Genomic DNA, 19,016 nt, shown 5'->3' with positions numbered 1-19,016 from the left:
TATGATAGCAAAAATAAATAATTTCGAAGTTGACTTATCAAAACCCATTGATATTTCCATTTCATTGTCCAATACCGATGAAAATCCGATTGCGTGGTATTTGGAAAAACCAATCATGGAACCTGTAGTTTTTGGTGATTGGATTGGAAAAGTTTCCGAGGGAAGTTCTACCAATTTCAATAACATCTTCTTTAATCCCCACGGACACGGAACACATACCGAATGTTTGGGACACATTACCAAAGATTTTTACTCGATTAATCAATCTTTAAAGCAGTTTTTCTTTTTGGCAGAATTGATTTCTGTTCAGCCAGAATTACAAAATGACGACTTGGTAATTACAAAAATTCAAATTAAAAATGCGTTAAAAAGAACGTCACCAGAAGCCATTATCATCCGAACATTGCCCAATAGTTCCGAGAAATTATCAATGAAATATTCCAATACCAATCCGCCATATTTGTCTGAAGACGCTGCGATTTTCATCCGTGAAAGCGGCATCCAACATTTGCTAATTGATTTGCCAAGCGTTGATAAGGAACACGATCAAGGAAAATTATTGGCACACAAAGCCTTTTGGAATGTAAAAGATATTGTTAATTTGAACGCCGATGCCCGCATAAATTCCACCATTACAGAAATGATTTTTGTAAATGATGCGGTAAATGACGGAAGCTATTTATTGAATTTACAGATTGCACCCTTTGAAAACGATGCAAGTCCAAGCAAACCTATTTTATTTGCAATTAAAAAATGAACTTAGAAACCTTCTACGAATATTGTCTTTCCAAAAAAAGTGTTACCGAACATTTCCCTTTTGACGAAGAAACTTTAGTATTTAAAGTCGGCGGAAAAATGTTTGGATTATCGTCGTTAACCCAATGGGAGAAAGGAATGCCGTCTGTAAATTTGAAATGCAATCCAGATTATGCAGAAGAATTACGAGCACAATACGACGACATAAAACCAGGTTTTCACGCAAGTAAAAAACATTGGAACACCATAGAAATCAACCGTGACGTGCCCGATTCCCTAATCAAAAAATTAATTGACCATTCCTACGATTTGGTTTTCAAAAGCCTAACCAAGAAAGTACAATTGGAAGTTTTGAGGTAATAAATTATTGAGTAAATTTAAAATTGATTACGTTTGGAATAGTATGACTATTAATAATACTTTGGTCTACATCTACTATCCAATCCCCTACAATTGTATATCCTGCTGGAGTTCCGCAGCAAATTCTATAACAGTAAGTGTCATTTTTTACTAAATAACTGTAGTTTCCAGAGGAATCGGTAGTTAGAATTTCATAGTTATTATAATTAGTCGCAACATAATTTCCTGGTAGTCCGCGTTGAACATATATAGAAACACCTGCAATTCCAATATTTCTTTGGTTGGTCACTTTTCCAGTTACGCTAATATCCAAATTTTGTTTTTCATCATTTGGACTACAATTTATAGTCAAAATTGTAATTACAAATAATAACAATATTCTCTTTACCATAGGATTTACAATTATTTAATAAGCTAAAGTATAAATTAATATTTCAAATAATCTAAATCCCCAAAAAACTAACATTTCTTTAGCATTCCTATAGAAAAAACCCGACAGGTTTTAAAAACCTGTCGGGTTTGAAATCATTCTAAAATCATAATTCTGAAACGGCAGCTCGGGTGAGGGATAGCAGGGAAAAACTCATCTATTTCTTATTTTATGTCTGAAACAAAATTTAAAATAGCTTGAGCTATTTCTGCTTGCCCTTTTTCGTTATTAATATAATTCTCCTCTTTTTTAGTTATATATTTGAATTAATTGTAATTGGTAAACTATACATCATTCTGGCTGGTTTTCCATTTACTTGTCCAGGAATCCATTTTGGAGATTCTTTTAGAACTCGAACTGCTTCGTCTCCAAGACCAAATCCCATATCTCGGATAATTTCTATATCTGTTATGCTACCATCTTTTTCAACAATGAATTTTATATAAATTTTTCCCCTCCCTTTAAAATTTTCAGGGATTTTAAAATTGTTACCCACATATTTAAAGAACATCCCCATTCCACCGGGGAAACTTGGTTTTATGATGTCTTCGAAAGTTTCTGATTGTGGTTCGTCATTTGTTTTAATCTCAATAACTTTCTCAAGACTTTTCTGTTCACTATATTTTTTTACTTCATTTTTAAAATAAATTGGTCTAGGCGGCATCGGTGGCGGAGGAGGCGGAATTTTCCGTTTTTCTTCTGGTGTCAATTCATTGAATTTTTTTTCAGCTACAACGACACCCTCATTATTTGTTATTTTAAAAGTGGTGTTGTCAAAATAGCTAATAACTTCTATTTCTTTTGAGTCAGAAACCTTATTTTTTGTTTTATTTTCTTTTTCTTGTGCTATACTTTTTACACACACAAAGAAGATAAGTCCAGCAAAAATTGGTGTTAAAGCAACTTTTTTAAGAATTGCAATTGAAATGGGCGTTTTTTTACTCATCATAATTAATCGTTTTTTGGTTACTAAATAATTTAAATTACTGGCCAAGTAATACGGTTGTTTTTCGTTCGCTTTTGATAAAAGTAAGCTTTGATAAACTGGGATATTATTATAAGAATTTACTACTTTTTCATCAGCAAGAAATTCGTGATTGAGTTGGATTGCTTTTTTATAAAAAATCAAAATTGGATTAAACCAAAAAAAGCATTTAATGATTTCAATAAATAGAATGTCCAAAGTGTGTTTTTGGGTAGCATGTGTAAGTTCGTGTGTGTATAATTCATCCTCTATATTTCTATTTTCATAATCACTTTTATTGATGAAAATCGTATTTAAAAAAGTATGTGGAGGTATTTTTTCATCTACCAAAACCAATTTTGAATTATTATATTTTACAATTGGATTTCTTTTTATTCTGGAAGTGATGTTATGGATGTTTTTCACAAATCGGATTAAGAAAAATGCGGTTCCAATTCCATAAAGTACCCAAAAAACTATTTCGAAATAATTGACAGCATCGTCGGCAACAGCTATTATAACGTTTTCTGGTTTAAAAACAGTTTCTTGAAGTAGTGCATTTGAAGCATCTGCCAAAACTTCTATAGTAATAAAAGGTAGTGAAAAAGAAAAGAATATGCTGAACAATAAATAGATTCTATTGAAAACAGCCATTTTTTCGTTTTCCAAAATAAGGAAATATACCGAAATTAAAACAATTAAACTTAACGTAGATTTTATTAGAAAGTCGGTCATGATTTCTTTTTTTGAAGTTGAACGTCAATTATTTTTTTGAGGTCTTCTAATTCTTTTTGTGACAAATTAGTATAAGTTGTAAAGAAAGAGGCGAATTGTGATGCCGAATCATTGAAGAAATTCTTTATTAGACCGTTCACATGCTTTGAGAAATAATCTGATTTTTTTACCAATGGAAAATATTCTCTTGAATTCCCAAATGCAGTATAGGAAACAAATTTTTTGTCAATCATTCTTTTCAACAACGTTGCAACGGTTGTTGTTGCGGGTTTTGGTTTTGGATACGCTTCGAGTAAATCTTTCATAAAGGCTTTTTCAAGTTTCCAAAGGTGTTCCATTAATTGTTCTTCTGAGTTTGATAATTGCATTTGTTCTACGTTATTAGAATTTATTCTACAAATGTAGAAATAAAAATCTATTCTACAAACATAGAGCAAAATTTAACATTTTTTTGGCTTTCTCGGTTTCTCGCGTGAGGGATGGCAGCGGAAATCCTTTGTGGAATGAAATGGAACAAAGATTGCAGCGCACAGCCCGACCGAGTTTACGAAAAATATTGTAATTAGTCAAAACGTTCAAAGCGAGGGCACGCCCAAATGAAAAATCCGCTCATTGCTGAACGGATTTGGTAAATATATAAGCTGTTTTACTTGCTTAATTCGACGAAATATTTGTAGAATAACGGGATGGTTTCGATGCCTTTCAGGTAGTTGAAAATTCCGAAATGTTCGTTTGGCGAGTGAATGGCGTCGCTGTCTAGACCAAATCCCATAAGGATTGTTTTGCTTTTTAGTTCTTTTTCGAATAGTGCCACAATTGGGATGCTTCCGCCGGAACGTACTGGAATTGCGGGAACTCCAAAGGTTTCTGTGTAAGCCATATTTGCAGCTTTGTAGCCAATGCTATCGGTTGGTGTTACATAGCCTTGACCGCCGTGATGCGGTGTGACTTTTACGGTTACACCAGCAGGAGCAATGCTTGTGAAGTGTTTTGTGAATAATTCGGTGATGGTTTCCCAGTCTTGATTTGGAACTAATCGCATGGAGATTTTAGCATACGCTTTGCTTGCAATAACGGTTTTTGCGCCTTCGCCAGTATAGCCGCCCCAAATTCCGTTGACATCTAATGTTGGTCGGATGGAATTTCTTTCGTTGGTTACATATCCTTTTTCGCCATAAATATCGTTGAGGTTCAATGCTTTTTTATAATTATCTAAATTGAAAGGCGCTTTTGCCATTTCGGCGCGTTCTTCAAGCGATAATTCTTCGACATTATCATAGAAATCAGGAATGGTAATGTGATTGTTTTCATCGTGAAGGGAGGCAATCATTTTGGCAAGCACGTTTATTGGATTGGCAACAGCACCGCCATACAATCCCGAATGTAAGTCGCGATTTGGACCTGTAACTTCTATTTCTACGTAGCTTAAACCTCTTAAACCAGTAGTAATTGAGGGTTGCTGATTGGAAATCATTCCCGTATCAGAAATTAGAATTACGTCGCATTTTAGTTTTTCTTGGTTGCGTTCTACAAACCAGCTCAAACTTTTAGAACCTACCTCTTCTTCACCTTCAATCATGAATTTCACGTTGCAGGGTAATGTTTTGGATTGCACCATATATTCAAATGCTTTGACGTGCATGTACATTTGCCCTTTGTCGTCGCACGCTCCACGAGCAAAAATAGCTCCTTCGGGATGAATTTCGGTAGTTTTAATTACAGGTTCAAACGGTGGTGAAGTCCATAATTCCATTGGATCTGGCGGTTGCACATCATAATGACCATAAACAAGAACCGTTGGAAGATTTTTATCGATAATATGTTCGCCAAAAACAATTGGATATCCTGGAGTATCGCAAATTTCTACAAAGTTGCAACCTGCTTTTTCAAGGCTTACTTTTACCGCATCGGCAGTATTGATAACGTCTTGAGAATAAGCAGCATCGGCACTTACAGAAGGTAGTTTTAATAATTCGATTAACTCGTTTATGAAGCGAGTCTTGTTTTCTTGAACATACGCTTTTATTGTATTCATAATTCAGTAGTTTTTTAGAATTCCAAAAATACAAAAAAAGACTTTGAAAAAACTTATAATTTATAATTGCTTCACCAATTCAAAAAATATAAATTTTTATTTTTTTCGGGTCATAATTTATAATTAGTTGTATATTTGCACTCACAATTTTGCGGATATGGTGAAATTGGTAGACATGCCAGACTTAGGATCTGGTGCCGCAAGGCGTGTAGGTTCGAGTCCTATTATCCGCACTTTTTAAATGCAACTGCCCAAATTATACTTTGGGCAGTTTTTTTTTGAAATTAAATGAGCAGTAAATAGAATGCAAATTGTGTTATTTTTATTTTTTTGTTTCATAATAAAGCCTCTTTTTATCCAAAAAAATGATATAATAAAAAAACCTGCTTTTTTCTCAAAATTGTATTGATTTTTATGTTTTAAAAAATTATCTTTGCGCTTTGAAAAACAAACCTATACAATGTGTTTAGGAAATTTGAATTTCACAAACCTAATTAGCTATTTAATAAATACATAAGCAATGTCAAAAGTAATAGGAAAAGTATCGCAGATCATCGGGCCAGTAGTGGATGTAGTTTTCAATGGTAAAGATGTCGAACTTCCAAAAATTTATGATTCATTAGAAATCACTAAGAAAGACGGTACATTATTAGTACTTGAAGTACAATCTCACATTGGTGAAAATACAGTTCGTACCATTTCGATGGACTCTACGGATGGTTTAAGTAGAGGTTATGAAGTTGTAGGCACTGGAAATCCCATAAAAATGCCAATTGGGCCAGATGTTTACGGTCGTTTATTCAACGTAATCGGAGATGCAATTGATGGTTTAGGAGATTTACCAAAAACAGGCGAAAACGGAATGTCAATTCACCGTCAAGCACCAAGATTTGAAGATTTATCAACTTCATCAGAAGTTTTATTCACAGGTATTAAAGTAATCGATTTAATTGAGCCATACTCAAAAGGAGGGAAAATTGGATTGTTCGGTGGTGCTGGTGTTGGTAAAACAGTATTGATTCAAGAGTTGATTAACAATATAGCAAAAGGTCACGGTGGACTTTCAGTATTCGCAGGAGTAGGAGAAAGAACACGTGAAGGAAATGACTTACTTCGTGAGATGTTAGAGTCAGGAATTATAAAATACGGTGATGAATTCATGCATTCTATGGAAGAAGGTGGATGGGATTTATCTAAAGTAGATATGCCAGGAATGAGAGAGTCAAAAGCTACTTTCGTTTTCGGTCAAATGAATGAGCCTCCTGGAGCTCGTGCTCGTGTAGCCTTGTCAGGATTGTCTATCGCAGAATATTTCCGTGATGGTGCTGGTTCAGATCAAGGAAAAGATGTATTGTTCTTTGTTGATAATATCTTCCGTTTTACACAAGCAGGTTCAGAGGTTTCGGCTCTTTTAGGTCGTATGCCTTCTGCAGTAGGATACCAACCAACATTAGCAACCGAAATGGGAGCGATGCAAGAACGTATTACTTCTACAAACAAAGGTTCTATTACATCGGTACAAGCGGTTTACGTTCCTGCGGATGATTTAACCGATCCAGCTCCAGCAACTACATTTGCTCACCTTGATGCTACAACCGTATTGTCTCGTAAAATTGCCGAATTAGGTATTTATCCAGCGGTAGATCCATTGGATTCTACTTCTCGTATTTTAACGCCACAAATTCTTGGTGATGAGCATTATGACTGTGCGCAAAGAGTAAAAGAAATCCTTCAAAAATACAAACAATTACAAGATATTATTGCGATTTTGGGTATGGAAGAATTGTCTGAAGAAGATAAATTATCGGTTTCAAGAGCAAGACGTGTACAACGTTTCTTATCTCAACCGTTCCACGTTGCAGAACAGTTTACAGGATTAAAAGGAGTTTTAGTTGACATTAAAGACACTATCAAAGGATTTAATATGATCATTGATGGAGAATTAGATCACTTGCCAGAAGCAGCTTTCAACCTCAAAGGAACAATTGAAGACGCTATCGAAGCAGGAGAAAAAATGTTGGCGGAAGCATAATTCAATTAACAATGGATAATTAACAATTGACAATGTAAAAATTATCAATTATCAATTATCAATTATCAATTAAAAAAATGATTTTAGAAATAGTATCACCAGAAGCACAATTATTTTCAGGAGAAGTAACTTCGGTTTCTCTTCCTGGAGTTGATGGAAGCTTTCAATTATTGAATAATCACGCGCCAATTGTTTCGATATTGAAAGACGGATTGGTTAAAATTGCGGCTTTGAATTTTAATTTCAGTAAAGAATCCGCTGATAAATTCACGAAAGTAAATGAGCAAAATTATACTCTTGCCATTACTTCGGGAACAATTGAATTAAAAGACAATAAAGTAATTGTTTTAGTGGATTAATTAAAACAATTAGACATAAAAAAAATGCTCAATTATTATTGAGCATTTTTTTTATGTCTAATTCAAAAAGAATTTTGCTTTTTGAATGTTAATTCAAAACAGGAACTTTATAAAAGACGCCTTGTTTGAAGTTCACCAAAGTGTTTCCCAACGGATTATTTGTTGTGTTGTAAGCGTTGAAACGATATGTTCCGCTTACAGTTTTGTTAACCGAGTCATATTCTGTAAGGATTATCTGTCCGTCATCAGTATTTGTTCCAGTTGCATAAAATAAATTTTGCCCATTTACAGCATAACTAAAAGTAGCTTCACTTATTTGACCCGTTCCTAATAAAGTAGTGGCAGGGTAGGATTGTGAAATTGTAGGAAGCGGCATAGATAATGTCAAAGTTTCAAACTGGCTTAATGCTACAATTCGGATAGTCGCATTTGGGATATCAACTGAAGCGCTTGAAGTTTTTGCTCTCCAAAAATAGTTGTCTTTTGTCCCTTGAACAGAAGGACTATTGAATGTCACTTCTTGCGTACAAGAGCAAAATGCAATTATGACTAAGAATAAGGATATTATTTTTTTCATTTTTTCATTTTTATAGTTACAAAAATAGACTAATTATACAAAAATGCTAAAATTTTTTATAGAAATTAAACTAAATTTTATTTATTTAACCGCTTTTAATAAATTTAGTAAAAGCACATTAGTTACATTCGAAAAATTATGTATATTTGCACCCTTAATTAACAGAGGTCGAGTACCTCAAAATTTAATCACACGATTATGTCTGTAAAAATTAGATTACAAAGACACGGTAAAAAAGGTAAACCTTTTTACTGGGTTGTAGCGGCTGATGCTCGCTCAAAAAGAGACGGTAAATACCTAGAAAAAATTGGTACTTACAATCCAAACACAAATCCTGCAACTATCGATTTAAATCTTGATAGCGCTGTTAAATGGTTACACAATGGCGCTCAGCCTACAGATACTGCGAAAGCAATTTTATCTTACAAAGGAGCTTTATTGAAACATCACCTTGACGGAGGAATTCGTAAAGGAGCTTTAACTCAAGAACAAGCTGACGCAAAATTAGCTGCTTGGTTAGAAGCAAAATCAGGAAAAGTGGATGCTAAAAAAGACGGTTTAACAAAAGCGCAAGCGGATGCTAAAAAGAAAGCTTTTAAAGCGGAACAAGATGTAAATGCTAAACGTTTAGCAAATGCTGCTAAAGCTGAAGCGGATGCAATAGCTGCTGAGTCAGCCGTTGAAGAAGTAGAAGTTGAAGACTCGAGCGTAAGCGAACAGGCGGAGCAAACTCCTGTTGCTGAAGTAGAGGTAGAAGAAGTCGCTGAAGTTGAAGAAACTCCTGCTGCTGTAGCTGAAGAAGCTGAGGTTGTAGCAGAAGAAGCTCCTGCTGAAGTTGAAGAAACTCCTGCTGCTGAGGTTGTAACTGAAGAAGTTGTAGTTGATGAAACTCCTGCTGCTGAAGAAAATAACGAAGAAGCTCAAGCTTAATTCATTTAGCGATTCATGCGTAAAGAAGATTGTTTCTATTTAGGTAAAATCGCAAAAAAATTTAGTTTCAAAGGGGAAGTTCTTGCCTATTTAGATACGGACGAACCAGAGTTATACGAAAATTTGGAATCAGTGTTTGTTGAATGCAACAAACACTTGGTTCCTTTTTTTATTGAAAGTAGTTCCCTTCATAAAAACGATTTCCTTAGAATTCGATTTGAAGACATGACTACCGAGGAAGACGCAGACGCTATTATTGGTAATGCCATATATCTTCCTATAAAAATGTTGCCAAAACTCACGGGTAATAAATTCTACTTTCACGAAGTTATCGGATTTGAAATTGAAGACAAACGCTGTGGAATAATAGGAAAAATCGTTTCTGTAAACGACACAACCGCACAACCACTTTTTGAAGTCCTCAATGGCGATGTAGAAATGCTAATACCTATGATTGATCATTTCCTTGTAAAAATTGATAGAGAAAACAAGAAAGTTTTGATGGATTTACCTGAAGGTTTGGTTGAAATGTACCTTTAGAAAAGTGTATTCGGTTATTTGTTTAATCGTTTAATCAAAAATTCTGAAATCAGAAATCTAAAATCTAAAATCTTCAATCTTAAATCACAATGTCACTATTTCAATTCAAACAATTTAGTATTAACCAAGATCAATGTGCTATGAAAATTGGCACAGATGGCGTTTTGTTAGGTGCTTGGACGCCAATAGACAATAATCCAAAATCAGTTTTAGACATTGGAACAGGAACCGGAATAATTGCTTTAATGCTAGCGCAAAGATGCAACGCCGACCAAATTGACGCTTTAGAAATTGATGAAAATGCGTATGAACAAGCGGTAGATAATTTTGAAAATTCCCCTTGGAGTGATAGATTATTTTGCTTTCACGCAGGTTTAGATGAATTTGTAGAAGAGCCAGAAGAGGAGTACGATTTAATTATTTCCAATCCTCCTTTTTATACCGATGATTTCCGATCTGAAAATGAACAACGAGACTTGGCTCGTTTTCAAGAGGCGATGCCATTTGAAGATTTAGCAGAAGCCGCCGATTTATTGCTATCTGAAAACGGAATTTTTTCTGTAATTATTCCTTTCAATGAAGAAGATCGATTTATAGAATTGTGCGCTAATGTTGAACTTTTCCCGATTAAAATTACTCGCGTTAAAGGCGCTCAAAACACCAAAATTATTCGAAGTTTATTGGCTTTTAAAAGATTTGAATTGGCAGTTTTAACTTCAGATGAACTGGTAATCGAAATTAGCAGACACGAATATACTCCAGAATATATTGCCCTCACGAAAGATTTCTATTTAAAGATGTAATCCTAGCCCTGATTAAAGAGGAAATCCCTCGCTTTTTAGCGAGGATTGCAACGGAAAGCAGGATTAAGCTCCAATAAGAAAGAGGAAAAAATATAACAATTGTTAATCGGTTTGTTACATTTCTTTATGTAAATTTGCATTTGACTATTAAAAAGTGAACTTCGCTTTTAGCGATTCAACCAAAAGATAAAATATGAAAACAGATTTATTTCAAGCTCCAGATTATTATAACCTTGACGAATTATTGACGGACGAGCACAAATTAGTTCGTGATGCCGCTCGAGAATGGGTAAAACGTGAAGTTTCGCCAATTATCGAAGACTTTGCTCAAAGAGCCGCTTTCCCAACACAAATCATAAAAGGATTGGCAGATATTGGTGCTTTTGGACCTTATGTTCCAGAAGAATATGGCGGTGCAGGTTTAGACCAAATTTCTTATGGTTTGATAATGCAAGAAATTGAAAGAGGAGATTCTGGTGTTCGTTCAACAGCTTCTGTTCAATCTTCATTAGTAATGTATCCTATTTGGAAATTTGGAAATGAAGAACAACGGTTGAAATATTTGCCAAAATTAGCTTCTGGTGAATTCATGGGTTGCTTTGGTTTAACCGAACCCAATTATGGTTCTGATCCAAGTAGCATGATTTCCAACTACAAAGACATGGGCGACCATTATCTATTGAATGGTGCCAAAATGTGGATTTCAAATGCTCCATTTGCTGATATCGCAGTAGTTTGGGCAAAAAATGAAGAAGGTAGAATTCATGGTTTGATTGTAGAACGCGGAATGGAAGGTTTTACAACGCCTGAAACTCACAACAAATGGTCACTTCGTGCGTCTTCAACAGGAGAATTGATTTTTGATAACGTGAAAATTCCTAAAGAAAATATTTTGATGGGCAAAACAGGTCTTGGAGCTCCAATGCAATGCTTGGATTCGGCACGTTATGGAATTGCTTGGGGCGCTATTGGTGCCGCAATGGATTGTTATGACACTGCGCTGCGTTATGCAAAAGAAAGAATTCAGTTTGACAAACCAATAGCGGGAACACAATTACAACAAAAGAAATTGGCCGAAATGATAACTGAGATTACCAAAGCACAGTTATTAACTTGGCGTTTGGGAGTTTTAAGAAATGAAGGAAAAGCAACTACCGCTCAAATTTCGATGGCAAAACGAAATAATGTTGATATGGCAATTACTATTGCTCGAGAAGCACGTCAAATTTTGGGTGGAATGGGAATTACAGGCGAATATTCTATAATGCGTCACATGATGAATCTAGAATCTGTGATTACGTATGAAGGAACACACGACATCCATTTATTGATTACGGGTATGGATATTACTGGAATTCCTGCCTTTAAATAGTATAAAACATTTATTAAAATATTGATAAAAATCAGGGTAAAAGCTTCTTGTTTTCAAGAAGCTTTTTTACTTTTGTACAAAAAATTCTCATAGTGAATATCGAAACTATAAATAGGAGTATTCAAACTCAAAAAACAGCATTATTGCAACATACGTTGTATCAAAAAGTACAAACTATTGAAGATTTGCAATGCTTTGTTGAAAATCATGTGTATGCAGTTTGGGATTTTATGTCTTTATTGAAAGCCTTACAATCTAAACTTACTTGTACAACTACGCCTTGGATTGCGACTAAAAATCCGGAAACTCGTTATTTAATAAATGAAATTGTTTTAGCAGAAGAATCTGACTTGACAATGGAAGGAGCGAGACAAAGTCATTTTGAAATGTACCTTGAAGCGATGCATTCTTTTGGTGCTTCAACCTCAGAAATTAAAAATTTTATCGAGCATGTAATTGCTACTCAAAATATATTTGTTTCTATAAAACAAAGCACGATTCACCCAAATATTAAAGCATTCTTAGATTTTACTTTCAGAGTAATTGAAGAAGGAAAACCACATGAAATTGCAGCTGCTTTCACTTTTGGTAGAGAAGATTTAATTCCAGCGATGTTTACCGAAATATTAAGAAATTTTCAAGCTAATTTTCCTCAAACCGACTTGAAAAAATTGATTTATTATTTCGAAAGACACATCGAATTAGATGCTGATGATCATGGACCAAAAGCATTACAAATGGTCGTAGAACTTTGCGGAAATGAGGAAGCCAAATGGAAAGAAGTCGAAACAATTTCTGTTTTAGCTTTAGAAAAACGGATTGGGCTTTGGGATGCAATCGAAGAAAATATTTTCAAAAAAGAAACTGAGTTGGTTTAGTTTCAATAAAAAAGCGAGAATTTATTCTCGCTTTTTTTTATTCTTCAGGTGCTAATGCTATTGCTAATCCTTCTAGTTTTTTAGTGATATGTATTTGACAACCCAAGCGACTGTTGGGCTTTACGTTGAATGCTTCGGAAAGCATGGCTTCTTCATCATCGCCTTTTTCTGGGATTTCAATGTCGTTTAAAACATAACATTGACACGAAGCGCACATTGCCATTCCACCACAAATTCCGATAGTTCCTTCGGGAACTAACTCGTACATACGAACCAATTCCATAATGTTGAGGTTCATATCGGTTGGCGCTTGAACTTCGTGAACGGTTCCATCTCGGTCTGTTATTTTTATTAGGATATCTTCAGCCATTTTTATTTTATTGCTTTTATAACTTGTTTTTCGGCTTCTTTTCGAGTGCCGTCAAAGCCATCAACGCCAGAAACTGTGGTGTATTTCAATACATATTTTTTTCCAGGATTCATTCTTTGATACACGCTTTGAACCATTAAAGTTGCTTCGTGGAATCCACACAAAATTAGTTTTAATTTTCCGGGATAACTATTAACATCGCCAATGGCGTAGATTCCAGGAATATTAGTTTGATAATCCAACGAATTATTAACTAGTATAGCATTTTTATTTATGTTTAATCCCCAATTGGCAATAGGTCCTAATTTTGGTGTTAATCCAAAAAGCGGAATAAAATAATCGGTTTCAATGTTTATGATTTCGCCATTGGTTTCGATGTTTACGGATTCAATGTGTTCTGTGCCTTTGAAACCAACGATTTCTCCGGGTGTAATTAATTTTATTTTACCAGATGCTTTTAGTTCTTGTACTTTTTCTACAGAATCTAATGCGCCACGAAATTCGTTTCTTCGGTGAACCAATGTTACACTTGATGCTACATTTGAAAGGAAAATACTCCAATCTAAAGCGGAATCTCCACCTCCAGAAATGACTACTTTTTTATCTCTGAATTTTTCAGGATCTTTTACAAAATATTCTACACCACGGTCGTTTTGCTCGTAGAATTCTATGCCTTCTAAGATTGGTTTTCGAGGTTCAAAACTTCCTAATCCGCCAGCAATTGCAACGGCATTGGCGTGGTGCTTTGTTCCTTTATTGGTGGTAACGATAAATGTTCCGTCTTCTAATTTGTCGATGGTTTCGGCAACTTCATTTAGGGTAAATCCGGGTTGAAATTGTTTTATTTGCTCCATTAAATTCGTTACCAAATCGCCTGCTAAAATAGTTGGAAATCCGGGAATGTCGAAAATGGGTTTTTTAGGATATAATTCTGATAATTGTCCGCCGGGTTGTGGCAATCCATCAATAATGTGGCATTTTAATTTTAAAAGTCCTGCTTCAAATACTGCGAAAAGCCCTGTTGGACCTGCGCCTATAATGAGTATGTCTGTTTCAATCATTTTTAAAAGTTAAAAGAATTTTAAAGTTACAAAGAGGCAAAGATTAAAAATAGAATGCGTTTAGTATATGATAATTGTCAGTTATGAAAAATTGTGATTTGACATCTGAAGCGCGTGAGGGAGTGAAGCGGATAGCCCACAGACAAGTGTAGCGAAGCGGAACTTGACGAGGACTTGCAGCGAAAAGCTCGACCGTATTTGCAAGAACAAAACGTGAATTTATATCAAATAGTGATTGCAAATAGGGTCACGCCCAAATGCTTTAATTGATATTTATGACCGTTTCAATTTGTGGAGCAAACTTTTTTATGGTTGTTTCCACACCGATTTTTAGTGTCATTTGATTCACGCTGCACCCTACGCAAGCCCCTTCGAGACGCACTTTCACGTGTTTTCCATCCTCGATGGAAATGAGTGAAATGTCGCCGCCGTCGGAATTCAAAAATGGTCTGATTTCTTCGAGGGCTTTTTCTACGTTTGTTGTTAATTCTTCTATTGTCATAACTTTTTTGTGTCAATTAGATGGATTAAACTCTCTAATTATTTATTTTTTAACTGCTGAACAGCCCGCCATTGTTGTAATTTTTACGGCTTCGGTAGCGGGTAAATTTTCATTTCTACTCACCACTTCCTGAACGACTTTTCGTGTAATTTCTTCAAACACTTTTTCGGTTACAGACCCCGTTTGCAAGGCAGCTGGACGACCGTAATCACCCGCTTCGCGAATGGATTGAACTATTGGAACTTCGCCAAGGAAGGGAACATTTAAATCTTCGGCAAGGTTTTTTGCGCCTTCTTTTCCAAAGATATAGTATTTATTTTCAAGCATCCCGATAGCTATCGGGACTTCGGGTGTAAAGTACGCCATATTTTCGATAATTCCCAAAACGGGTACATTAATACTTTCTGATGTGAACATCGAAACTCCTTTTTTTGCATCGGCAAGTGCTACGGCTTGTGGCGTGCTTACTACAACGACGCCGGTAATTGGCAATGCTTGCACGATGGAAAGGTGGATGTCGCCTGTTCCGGGTGGCAAATCGAGTAACATAAAATCCAATTCGCCCCAATCGGCATCAAAAATCATTTGGTTTAGTGCTTTTGAAGCCATTGGTCCTCGCCAAATAACGGCTTGGCTTGGTGCTGTGAAAAATCCGATAGATAAAATTTTTACTTCGTAGCTTTCAACAGGTTTCATTTTAGATTTTCCGTCAACGGTAACTGAAATTGGTTTTTCAGATTCCACGTCAAACATAATTGGCATGGAAGGCCCGTAAATATCGGCGTCTAAAATTCCAACTTTGAAACCCATTTTTGCTAATGTTACCGCTATATTTGCCGTAACCGTTGATTTTCCAACGCCTCCTTTTCCGGATGCAATAGCGATGATATTTTTTATTCCAGAAACAGCTTTCCCTTTGATGGTGTTGGCTTCTGGCGTTTCAACTTTTATATTTACTTTGATTTTGGCGTCTTTAGAAACCAAATCGTGAATTGTTTTTTTGATGTCGTCTTCGGCTCTTTTTTTGATGTGCATTGCGGGTGTGTGCAAAACTAAATCTACGATTATATCATCACCAAAAGTTACCACATTTGTGACAGCGCCACTCTCCACCATATTTTTTCCCTCTCCAGCAATAGTTATTGTTTCTAATGCTTTGAGAATGTCTTTTTTATCTATTTTCATTTCCGTTTTCTTGATCTAAATTAATATGAAAATTTAGAGTACAAAGATAGCTTGAAAAGTTTGAAAGTGAAATGAGAATTGGGAAAAGTTTGTTTAATCAATTTTATGAAATTAAATAATTACCATTTTACGAATTTCATCTTCAATAATAATATCAAATTCTTATTATTTGTTGTTTCTAGTCAAATCAAAATTGAATAAATCACTAGGGGAAATCTCCAAAGCTCTGATTATTTTGAATAATGTACTAATAGTAGGATTAGTTTTTATGGTTTCAATCCTTGCAATCTGTGAAAGTGTTAATTCTGAACGATAGGCTAATTCTTCTTTACTAATTTTCTTTTCTGTCCGAATTTCTTTTAGTCGTTTGGCTAACAACCGCAATCCATCCTCATCAAATGTAAATGTCCTTGTTAAATTGTCACTTCTTTTCATTTACCAAAAAGAAACTAATAAATATTATTTTGTTATAGCATATTTGCTATAATTTTACATATTTGTAATATAATTCTAAATTATTATCAAAAATGAAAAAACTTTTACTTTTAATACTACTTACCGTGATAAGTTGTACGGCACACAAATATGGGGCAAATTCTGAACCCACACAAAAGAGTAATTTAACTTTTGGAATGGTTAAAAGTAAAATCATTAAAAATGTTACATCTCAAGATGAAATATTAAAATTGTTTGGTTCACCGAATTTAACAACCAAAAATAAATCAAATGATGAAGTTTGGAGTTATAACAAAATGAGTGCTCAAACTAAGGCGGGAAGTAGCGAAGTTTTTTTTGGACAAAAAGCCAGCGTTTCTTCAAGTTCACAATCTTTTGATCTAATAATAACGTTTGATAGCCTTGATAAGGTTATTGATTATTCAGTAATATCAACTTCTTTTTAAAATTAAAATTATGAAAAAAATTTATTGTTTTTTAGCGCTTACTTTTTTATTTTCTTGTGCTACAGTAGTTCCTGAGTTAACTCCTTCACAAATTAAAATCATGACCACAAAACAGTATGAAACTGGTAAGGATATGGTCTTTAAATCTGTTATTTCTTTACTTCAATCTGAAGGATATTTAGTTGAAAATGCTAGTAATGAAACTGGATTAATAAATGCTTATAAAAGAATTGAAGTAAGCAGAAAATTATCACGAAAATCAAAAGCAACTTTTTATATTGAAGAATTTAATTCCGCTTTAACGGAGGTTAAAATTACTTTTTATGAAGGAACTATTGCTATAAAAAATGATGGTTATAGTAAGAGAGCTGAAGAAAAAGAATCGATGTTAAAAACTCCAGAAATTTATAATTCTTGGTTTAATAATTTAAGAGCTGAAATTGAAAGAAGAAAAGCATTGACAAAATAGAAAAATAATTTTAAAAATGTTGCTTAACTAATACTGCAGGTTTTATTAGCATATTCAAAGAGATTTATTAAATTTTTTTAGTAAACCCAACTCTTCTAAGTGTTCTTTAAAAATTAAACGTTCTTAAAAGTCGGAATTGCGTGAGGGGGTGAAGTGGATAGTCCACAAGCAAGTGTAGCGAAAGCGGAACTTGGCGAGGACTTGCAGCGGAACACCCGACCGAGTTTAGAGATTGCTTCATTCTTCGCAATGACGTTCAAAACGAGGGCACGCCCAAATGAAAATTATTCTTCTATTCCAAGTTTTGGAAACCTGTCAGGTGTGAAAGTAAATAAGAATCTGAAATAAATTCATATTAAATGAATAAACCTACCTACCCGTGATACACTCGAGAAGCAATGATTTTGCCTTCTCGCACGATTAGCACTTCTGCCACGAGCGTATTTTCTTCGCCAGCAACAGAACGAATATACTCCATGAAAACCCGATCGCCATTTGCGGTAAGCGAAGTCACTTTGTAATTCAAACTCGGCAAACGGGCAAACGCATCTTGCCACCATTCTCGCAGCGCCTGTTTCCCAATTATCAAACCGTTGGTTTCTGGTTTGTGTATTTTCAATTTCGGACTGTAATGTTCGGCATCGTCATCATATAAAGATAATAGTTGCTCCAAATTGTGATTGTTGAAAGCATCAAACCATTTAAAAGCGATAGATTGTAAATTTTCTGGGGTCATTATTTTGAGACTTTTGACTTTACGACATTAAAACTTTCGACTTATTTAAGAATTTTTCAAGTTGATAATTTCTTGTTCTGTCAGCATTCTCCAGTTTCCTCGAGGTAAATTTTTCTTGGTTAAACCTGCAAAGGCAACTCTGTCAATTCTTAAAACATCGTAACTAAAATGTTCAAAAATAGAGCGAACCACTTTCACATTTGAAGAACGCAATTTCAGTCCGATTTCACTTTTTGATTCACCTTCAATGTAACTTACATCTTCTACAAAAACACGGTGACCGTCCAAAACCAAACCTTTATTGATTTTTTCTAAATCCTCAAATTTCAAGTTTTTATCCAAAGAAACTTGGTAAATTTTTGAAGATTTGTTTGTTGGCAACGTAAATTTACGAATCATATCCGTGTCATTCGTAAACAACAATAAACCCGTCGTATTTTTATCCATTCTTCCTACAGCTCCAATTTTTGAAGTCGTAGAACCTTTCACTAATTCCAAAACATTACGGTATTCTTGACCTTCGTCCAATGCTGTTGTAAAGTTTTTTGGCTTGTTCAACAAAATATATTCTTTCTTTTCAGGAGTCAAAACATTCCCGTCAAAATTCACTACATCGCCTGGTTTTACCATATATCCCATCTCAGTAACAGGAATTCCATTCACTTTCACATTCCCAGATTGTATGTAAATATCGGCATCACGACGAGAGCAAGCGCCCGAATTTGCAATGTATTTATTCAATCGAATTTCGTCTTTAACTTTCGGTCTTTTTGGCGCTTGATTTGGTTTTTTCTCCACTTTATCCGACGCAATTGCTGCAACTTTAGTATTTATTTTTACTTTTTTAGGCCCTTGTGCCCGTTTTTGCATCGCAGGTTTAGCTCCGCTCCGTTCGCCTCCGGCTCGGGTTGGCTTATTTGAGCTTGGTCTTGAACTGTTCGCTCTACCGCCGCTTTTTTTGTTATTGCCTTCCTTGTTATTCATAATATGCTATAATTTTTGCAAAGATACCATTTATAA

23 protein-coding genes, 1 tRNA gene and 1 pseudogene are annotated in these 19,016 nt (G+C 34.8%); 13 read left to right on the top strand and 12 right to left on the bottom strand.

Going from position 1 to position 19,016, the window contains the following annotated elements:
- Nucleotide 1: 1 nt before the first annotated feature.
- Together AC9UEH_RS07480 and AC9UEH_RS07475 are read left to right on the top strand one after the other, a co-directional pair.
- Nucleotides 2-757 carry a cyclase family protein gene (locus AC9UEH_RS07480; protein WP_509530308.1) on the top strand — a complete coding sequence of 252 codons (756 nt, stop codon included), beginning with the start codon at nucleotides 2-4 and terminating at the stop codon, nucleotides 755-757.
- Nucleotides 754-1,116 (top strand): MmcQ/YjbR family DNA-binding protein, encoded by a 363-nt coding sequence (locus AC9UEH_RS07475; protein WP_509530305.1) that lies wholly within the window; start codon nucleotides 754-756, stop codon nucleotides 1,114-1,116. The genes AC9UEH_RS07480 and AC9UEH_RS07475 overlap by 4 nt, the downstream gene beginning before the upstream one ends.
- A gap of 4 nt (nucleotides 1,117-1,120) precedes the next feature.
- On the opposite strand, the gene AC9UEH_RS07470 is transcribed toward AC9UEH_RS07475, so the two are convergent.
- The 4 genes from AC9UEH_RS07470 to AC9UEH_RS07455 all read right to left on the bottom strand — a co-directional run bounded on the left by AC9UEH_RS07470 (nucleotide 1,121) and on the right by AC9UEH_RS07455 (nucleotide 5,280).
- Nucleotides 1,121-1,507 (bottom strand): hypothetical protein, encoded by a 387-nt coding sequence (locus AC9UEH_RS07470; protein ID WP_509530303.1) that lies wholly within the window; start codon nucleotides 1,505-1,507, stop codon nucleotides 1,121-1,123.
- A 292-nt stretch (nucleotides 1,508-1,799) separates the two neighbouring features.
- Complete coding sequence (locus AC9UEH_RS07465; RefSeq protein WP_509530301.1) at nucleotides 1,800-3,245, bottom strand: M56 family metallopeptidase; 1,446 nt, start codon at nucleotides 3,243-3,245, stop codon at nucleotides 1,800-1,802.
- Nucleotides 3,242-3,613 (bottom strand): BlaI/MecI/CopY family transcriptional regulator, encoded by a 372-nt coding sequence (locus AC9UEH_RS07460; protein WP_509530298.1) that lies wholly within the window; start codon nucleotides 3,611-3,613, stop codon nucleotides 3,242-3,244. The genes AC9UEH_RS07465 and AC9UEH_RS07460 overlap by 4 nt, the downstream gene beginning before the upstream one ends.
- Before the next feature lie 278 nt (nucleotides 3,614-3,891).
- Nucleotides 3,892-5,280 carry a dipeptidase gene (locus AC9UEH_RS07455; RefSeq protein WP_509530296.1) on the bottom strand — a complete coding sequence of 463 codons (1,389 nt, stop codon included), beginning with the start codon at nucleotides 5,278-5,280 and terminating at the stop codon, nucleotides 3,892-3,894.
- A 151-nt stretch (nucleotides 5,281-5,431) separates the two neighbouring features.
- Here AC9UEH_RS07455 and AC9UEH_RS07450 point away from each other — a divergent pair.
- The 3 genes from AC9UEH_RS07450 (at nucleotide 5,432) to AC9UEH_RS07440 (ending at nucleotide 7,671) form a co-directional block, all read left to right on the top strand.
- Nucleotides 5,432-5,513, top strand: a tRNA-Leu gene (locus tag AC9UEH_RS07450).
- 287 nt (nucleotides 5,514-5,800) lie between these two features.
- Nucleotides 5,801-7,312, top strand: coding sequence for a F0F1 ATP synthase subunit beta (gene atpD, locus AC9UEH_RS07445; RefSeq protein WP_509530294.1), 1,512 nt, complete (start codon nucleotides 5,801-5,803; stop codon nucleotides 7,310-7,312).
- 77 nt (nucleotides 7,313-7,389) lie between these two features.
- A complete protein-coding gene (locus AC9UEH_RS07440) occupies nucleotides 7,390-7,671 on the top strand; it encodes a F0F1 ATP synthase subunit delta/epsilon (protein WP_509530292.1) in 282 nt (93 codons plus the stop codon).
- Nucleotides 7,672-7,759: 88 nt separating this feature from the next.
- Here AC9UEH_RS07440 and AC9UEH_RS07435 read toward each other — a convergent pair whose 3' ends face one another.
- Nucleotides 7,760-8,248: a DUF6252 domain-containing protein gene (locus tag AC9UEH_RS07435; protein ID WP_509530289.1), complete on the bottom strand. Its 489-nt coding sequence runs from the start codon at nucleotides 8,246-8,248 to the stop codon at nucleotides 7,760-7,762.
- 198 nt (nucleotides 8,249-8,446) lie between these two features.
- Between AC9UEH_RS07435 and AC9UEH_RS07430 the strand changes: the two are divergent.
- The 5 genes and pseudogenes from AC9UEH_RS07430 to AC9UEH_RS07410 all read left to right on the top strand — a co-directional run.
- Nucleotides 8,447-8,992, top strand: a pseudogene (locus AC9UEH_RS07430) (30S ribosomal protein S16); the annotation flags it as partial.
- 201 nt (nucleotides 8,993-9,193) lie between these two features.
- Nucleotides 9,194-9,718: a ribosome maturation factor RimM gene (rimM, locus tag AC9UEH_RS07425; RefSeq protein ID WP_509530287.1), complete on the top strand. Its 525-nt coding sequence runs from the start codon at nucleotides 9,194-9,196 to the stop codon at nucleotides 9,716-9,718.
- A gap of 89 nt (nucleotides 9,719-9,807) precedes the next feature.
- The gene (locus tag AC9UEH_RS07420) at nucleotides 9,808-10,521 is read left to right on the top strand and encodes a tRNA1(Val) (adenine(37)-N6)-methyltransferase (RefSeq protein WP_509530285.1); all 714 of its coding nucleotides are present in this window, start codon (nucleotides 9,808-9,810) and stop codon (nucleotides 10,519-10,521) included.
- Nucleotides 10,522-10,714: 193 nt separating this feature from the next.
- Nucleotides 10,715-11,893, top strand: coding sequence for an acyl-CoA dehydrogenase family protein (locus AC9UEH_RS07415; RefSeq protein WP_509530283.1), 1,179 nt, complete (start codon nucleotides 10,715-10,717; stop codon nucleotides 11,891-11,893).
- 92 nt (nucleotides 11,894-11,985) lie between these two features.
- On the top strand, nucleotides 11,986-12,771 hold the full coding sequence (locus AC9UEH_RS07410; protein WP_509530280.1) for a DUF3050 domain-containing protein: 786 nt from the start codon (nucleotides 11,986-11,988) through the stop codon (nucleotides 12,769-12,771).
- A 37-nt stretch (nucleotides 12,772-12,808) separates the two neighbouring features.
- On the opposite strand, the gene AC9UEH_RS07405 is transcribed toward AC9UEH_RS07410, so the two are convergent.
- The 5 genes from AC9UEH_RS07405 to AC9UEH_RS07385 all read right to left on the bottom strand — a co-directional run bounded on the left by AC9UEH_RS07405 (nucleotide 12,809) and on the right by AC9UEH_RS07385 (nucleotide 16,324).
- Entirely contained in the window at nucleotides 12,809-13,141 is a 333-nt protein-coding gene (locus tag AC9UEH_RS07405) for a 2Fe-2S iron-sulfur cluster-binding family protein (RefSeq protein WP_509530278.1), read from the bottom strand.
- Between the two features lie 2 nt (nucleotides 13,142-13,143).
- On the bottom strand, nucleotides 13,144-14,202 hold the full coding sequence (locus tag AC9UEH_RS07400) for an NAD(P)/FAD-dependent oxidoreductase (protein WP_509530276.1): 1,059 nt from the start codon (nucleotides 14,200-14,202) through the stop codon (nucleotides 13,144-13,146).
- Between the two features lie 262 nt (nucleotides 14,203-14,464).
- Nucleotides 14,465-14,704, bottom strand: a complete 240-nt coding sequence (locus tag AC9UEH_RS07395; RefSeq protein WP_509530274.1) for a NifU family protein — start codon at nucleotides 14,702-14,704, stop codon at nucleotides 14,465-14,467.
- A 42-nt stretch (nucleotides 14,705-14,746) separates the two neighbouring features.
- Nucleotides 14,747-15,889 carry an Mrp/NBP35 family ATP-binding protein gene (locus AC9UEH_RS07390; RefSeq protein ID WP_509530272.1) on the bottom strand — a complete coding sequence of 381 codons (1,143 nt, stop codon included), beginning with the start codon at nucleotides 15,887-15,889 and terminating at the stop codon, nucleotides 14,747-14,749.
- A 165-nt stretch (nucleotides 15,890-16,054) separates the two neighbouring features.
- Nucleotides 16,055-16,324 carry a helix-turn-helix domain-containing protein gene (locus AC9UEH_RS07385; protein ID WP_509530270.1) on the bottom strand — a complete coding sequence of 90 codons (270 nt, stop codon included), beginning with the start codon at nucleotides 16,322-16,324 and terminating at the stop codon, nucleotides 16,055-16,057.
- A gap of 92 nt (nucleotides 16,325-16,416) precedes the next feature.
- On the opposite strand from AC9UEH_RS07385, the gene AC9UEH_RS07380 reads away from it, so the two are divergent.
- The 3 genes from AC9UEH_RS07380 (at nucleotide 16,417) to AC9UEH_RS07370 (ending at nucleotide 17,608) form a co-directional block, all read left to right on the top strand.
- A complete protein-coding gene (locus tag AC9UEH_RS07380; protein WP_509530268.1) occupies nucleotides 16,417-16,791 on the top strand; it encodes a hypothetical protein in 375 nt (124 codons plus the stop codon).
- A gap of 10 nt (nucleotides 16,792-16,801) precedes the next feature.
- Nucleotides 16,802-17,260: a hypothetical protein gene (locus tag AC9UEH_RS07375; RefSeq protein WP_509530266.1), complete on the top strand. Its 459-nt coding sequence runs from the start codon at nucleotides 16,802-16,804 to the stop codon at nucleotides 17,258-17,260.
- 153 nt (nucleotides 17,261-17,413) lie between these two features.
- Complete coding sequence (locus AC9UEH_RS07370) at nucleotides 17,414-17,608, top strand: hypothetical protein (protein WP_509530263.1); 195 nt, start codon at nucleotides 17,414-17,416, stop codon at nucleotides 17,606-17,608.
- A gap of 25 nt (nucleotides 17,609-17,633) precedes the next feature.
- Here AC9UEH_RS07370 and AC9UEH_RS07365 read toward each other — a convergent pair whose 3' ends face one another.
- Together AC9UEH_RS07365 and AC9UEH_RS07360 are read right to left on the bottom strand one after the other, a co-directional pair.
- On the bottom strand, nucleotides 17,634-17,996 hold the full coding sequence (locus AC9UEH_RS07365; RefSeq protein ID WP_509530260.1) for a nuclear transport factor 2 family protein: 363 nt from the start codon (nucleotides 17,994-17,996) through the stop codon (nucleotides 17,634-17,636).
- A 45-nt stretch (nucleotides 17,997-18,041) separates the two neighbouring features.
- A complete protein-coding gene (locus AC9UEH_RS07360) occupies nucleotides 18,042-18,980 on the bottom strand; it encodes a pseudouridine synthase (protein ID WP_509530258.1) in 939 nt (312 codons plus the stop codon).
- Nucleotides 18,981-19,016: the final 36 nt, after the last annotated feature.

The organism is Flavobacterium sp. (genome assembly GCF_040402835.1).
In the GTDB taxonomy this organism is placed as follows: Bacteria; Bacteroidota; Bacteroidia; order Flavobacteriales; family Flavobacteriaceae; genus Flavobacterium.
The sequence above is the reverse complement of the archived record's forward strand: the minus strand, read 5'-3'. Positions and strand labels throughout refer to the sequence as shown.

Excerpts from the sequence above, each read along its gene's own strand:
- AC9UEH_RS07480 (WP_509530308.1), top strand. The coding sequence starts at position 2 with ATGATAGCAAAAATAAATAATTTCGAAGTTGACTTATCAAAACCCATT.
- AC9UEH_RS07475 (WP_509530305.1), top strand. The coding sequence starts at position 754 with ATGAACTTAGAAACCTTCTACGAATATTGTCTTTCCAAAAAAAGTGTT.
- AC9UEH_RS07470 (WP_509530303.1), bottom strand. The coding sequence starts at position 1,507 with ATGGTAAAGAGAATATTGTTATTATTTGTAATTACAATTTTGACTATA.
- AC9UEH_RS07465 (WP_509530301.1), bottom strand. The coding sequence starts at position 3,245 with ATGACCGACTTTCTAATAAAATCTACGTTAAGTTTAATTGTTTTAATT.
- AC9UEH_RS07460 (WP_509530298.1), bottom strand. The coding sequence starts at position 3,613 with ATGCAATTATCAAACTCAGAAGAACAATTAATGGAACACCTTTGGAAA.
- AC9UEH_RS07455 (WP_509530296.1), bottom strand. The coding sequence starts at position 5,280 with ATGAATACAATAAAAGCGTATGTTCAAGAAAACAAGACTCGCTTCATA.
- atpD (WP_509530294.1), top strand. The coding sequence starts at position 5,801 with ATGTCAAAAGTAATAGGAAAAGTATCGCAGATCATCGGGCCAGTAGTG.
- AC9UEH_RS07440 (WP_509530292.1), top strand. The coding sequence starts at position 7,390 with ATGATTTTAGAAATAGTATCACCAGAAGCACAATTATTTTCAGGAGAA.
- AC9UEH_RS07435 (WP_509530289.1), bottom strand. The coding sequence starts at position 8,248 with ATGAAAAAAATAATATCCTTATTCTTAGTCATAATTGCATTTTGCTCT.
- rimM (WP_509530287.1), top strand. The coding sequence starts at position 9,194 with ATGCGTAAAGAAGATTGTTTCTATTTAGGTAAAATCGCAAAAAAATTT.
- AC9UEH_RS07420 (WP_509530285.1), top strand. The coding sequence starts at position 9,808 with ATGTCACTATTTCAATTCAAACAATTTAGTATTAACCAAGATCAATGT.
- AC9UEH_RS07415 (WP_509530283.1), top strand. The coding sequence starts at position 10,715 with ATGAAAACAGATTTATTTCAAGCTCCAGATTATTATAACCTTGACGAA.
- AC9UEH_RS07405 (WP_509530278.1), bottom strand. The coding sequence starts at position 13,141 with ATGGCTGAAGATATCCTAATAAAAATAACAGACCGAGATGGAACCGTT.
- AC9UEH_RS07400 (WP_509530276.1), bottom strand. The coding sequence starts at position 14,202 with ATGATTGAAACAGACATACTCATTATAGGCGCAGGTCCAACAGGGCTT.
- AC9UEH_RS07395 (WP_509530274.1), bottom strand. The coding sequence starts at position 14,704 with ATGACAATAGAAGAATTAACAACAAACGTAGAAAAAGCCCTCGAAGAA.
- AC9UEH_RS07390 (WP_509530272.1), bottom strand. The coding sequence starts at position 15,889 with ATGAAAATAGATAAAAAAGACATTCTCAAAGCATTAGAAACAATAACT.
- AC9UEH_RS07385 (WP_509530270.1), bottom strand. The coding sequence starts at position 16,324 with ATGAAAAGAAGTGACAATTTAACAAGGACATTTACATTTGATGAGGAT.
- AC9UEH_RS07380 (WP_509530268.1), top strand. The coding sequence starts at position 16,417 with ATGAAAAAACTTTTACTTTTAATACTACTTACCGTGATAAGTTGTACG.
- AC9UEH_RS07375 (WP_509530266.1), top strand. The coding sequence starts at position 16,802 with ATGAAAAAAATTTATTGTTTTTTAGCGCTTACTTTTTTATTTTCTTGT.
- AC9UEH_RS07365 (WP_509530260.1), bottom strand. The coding sequence starts at position 17,996 with ATGACCCCAGAAAATTTACAATCTATCGCTTTTAAATGGTTTGATGCT.
- AC9UEH_RS07360 (WP_509530258.1), bottom strand. The coding sequence starts at position 18,980 with ATGAATAACAAGGAAGGCAATAACAAAAAAAGCGGCGGTAGAGCGAAC.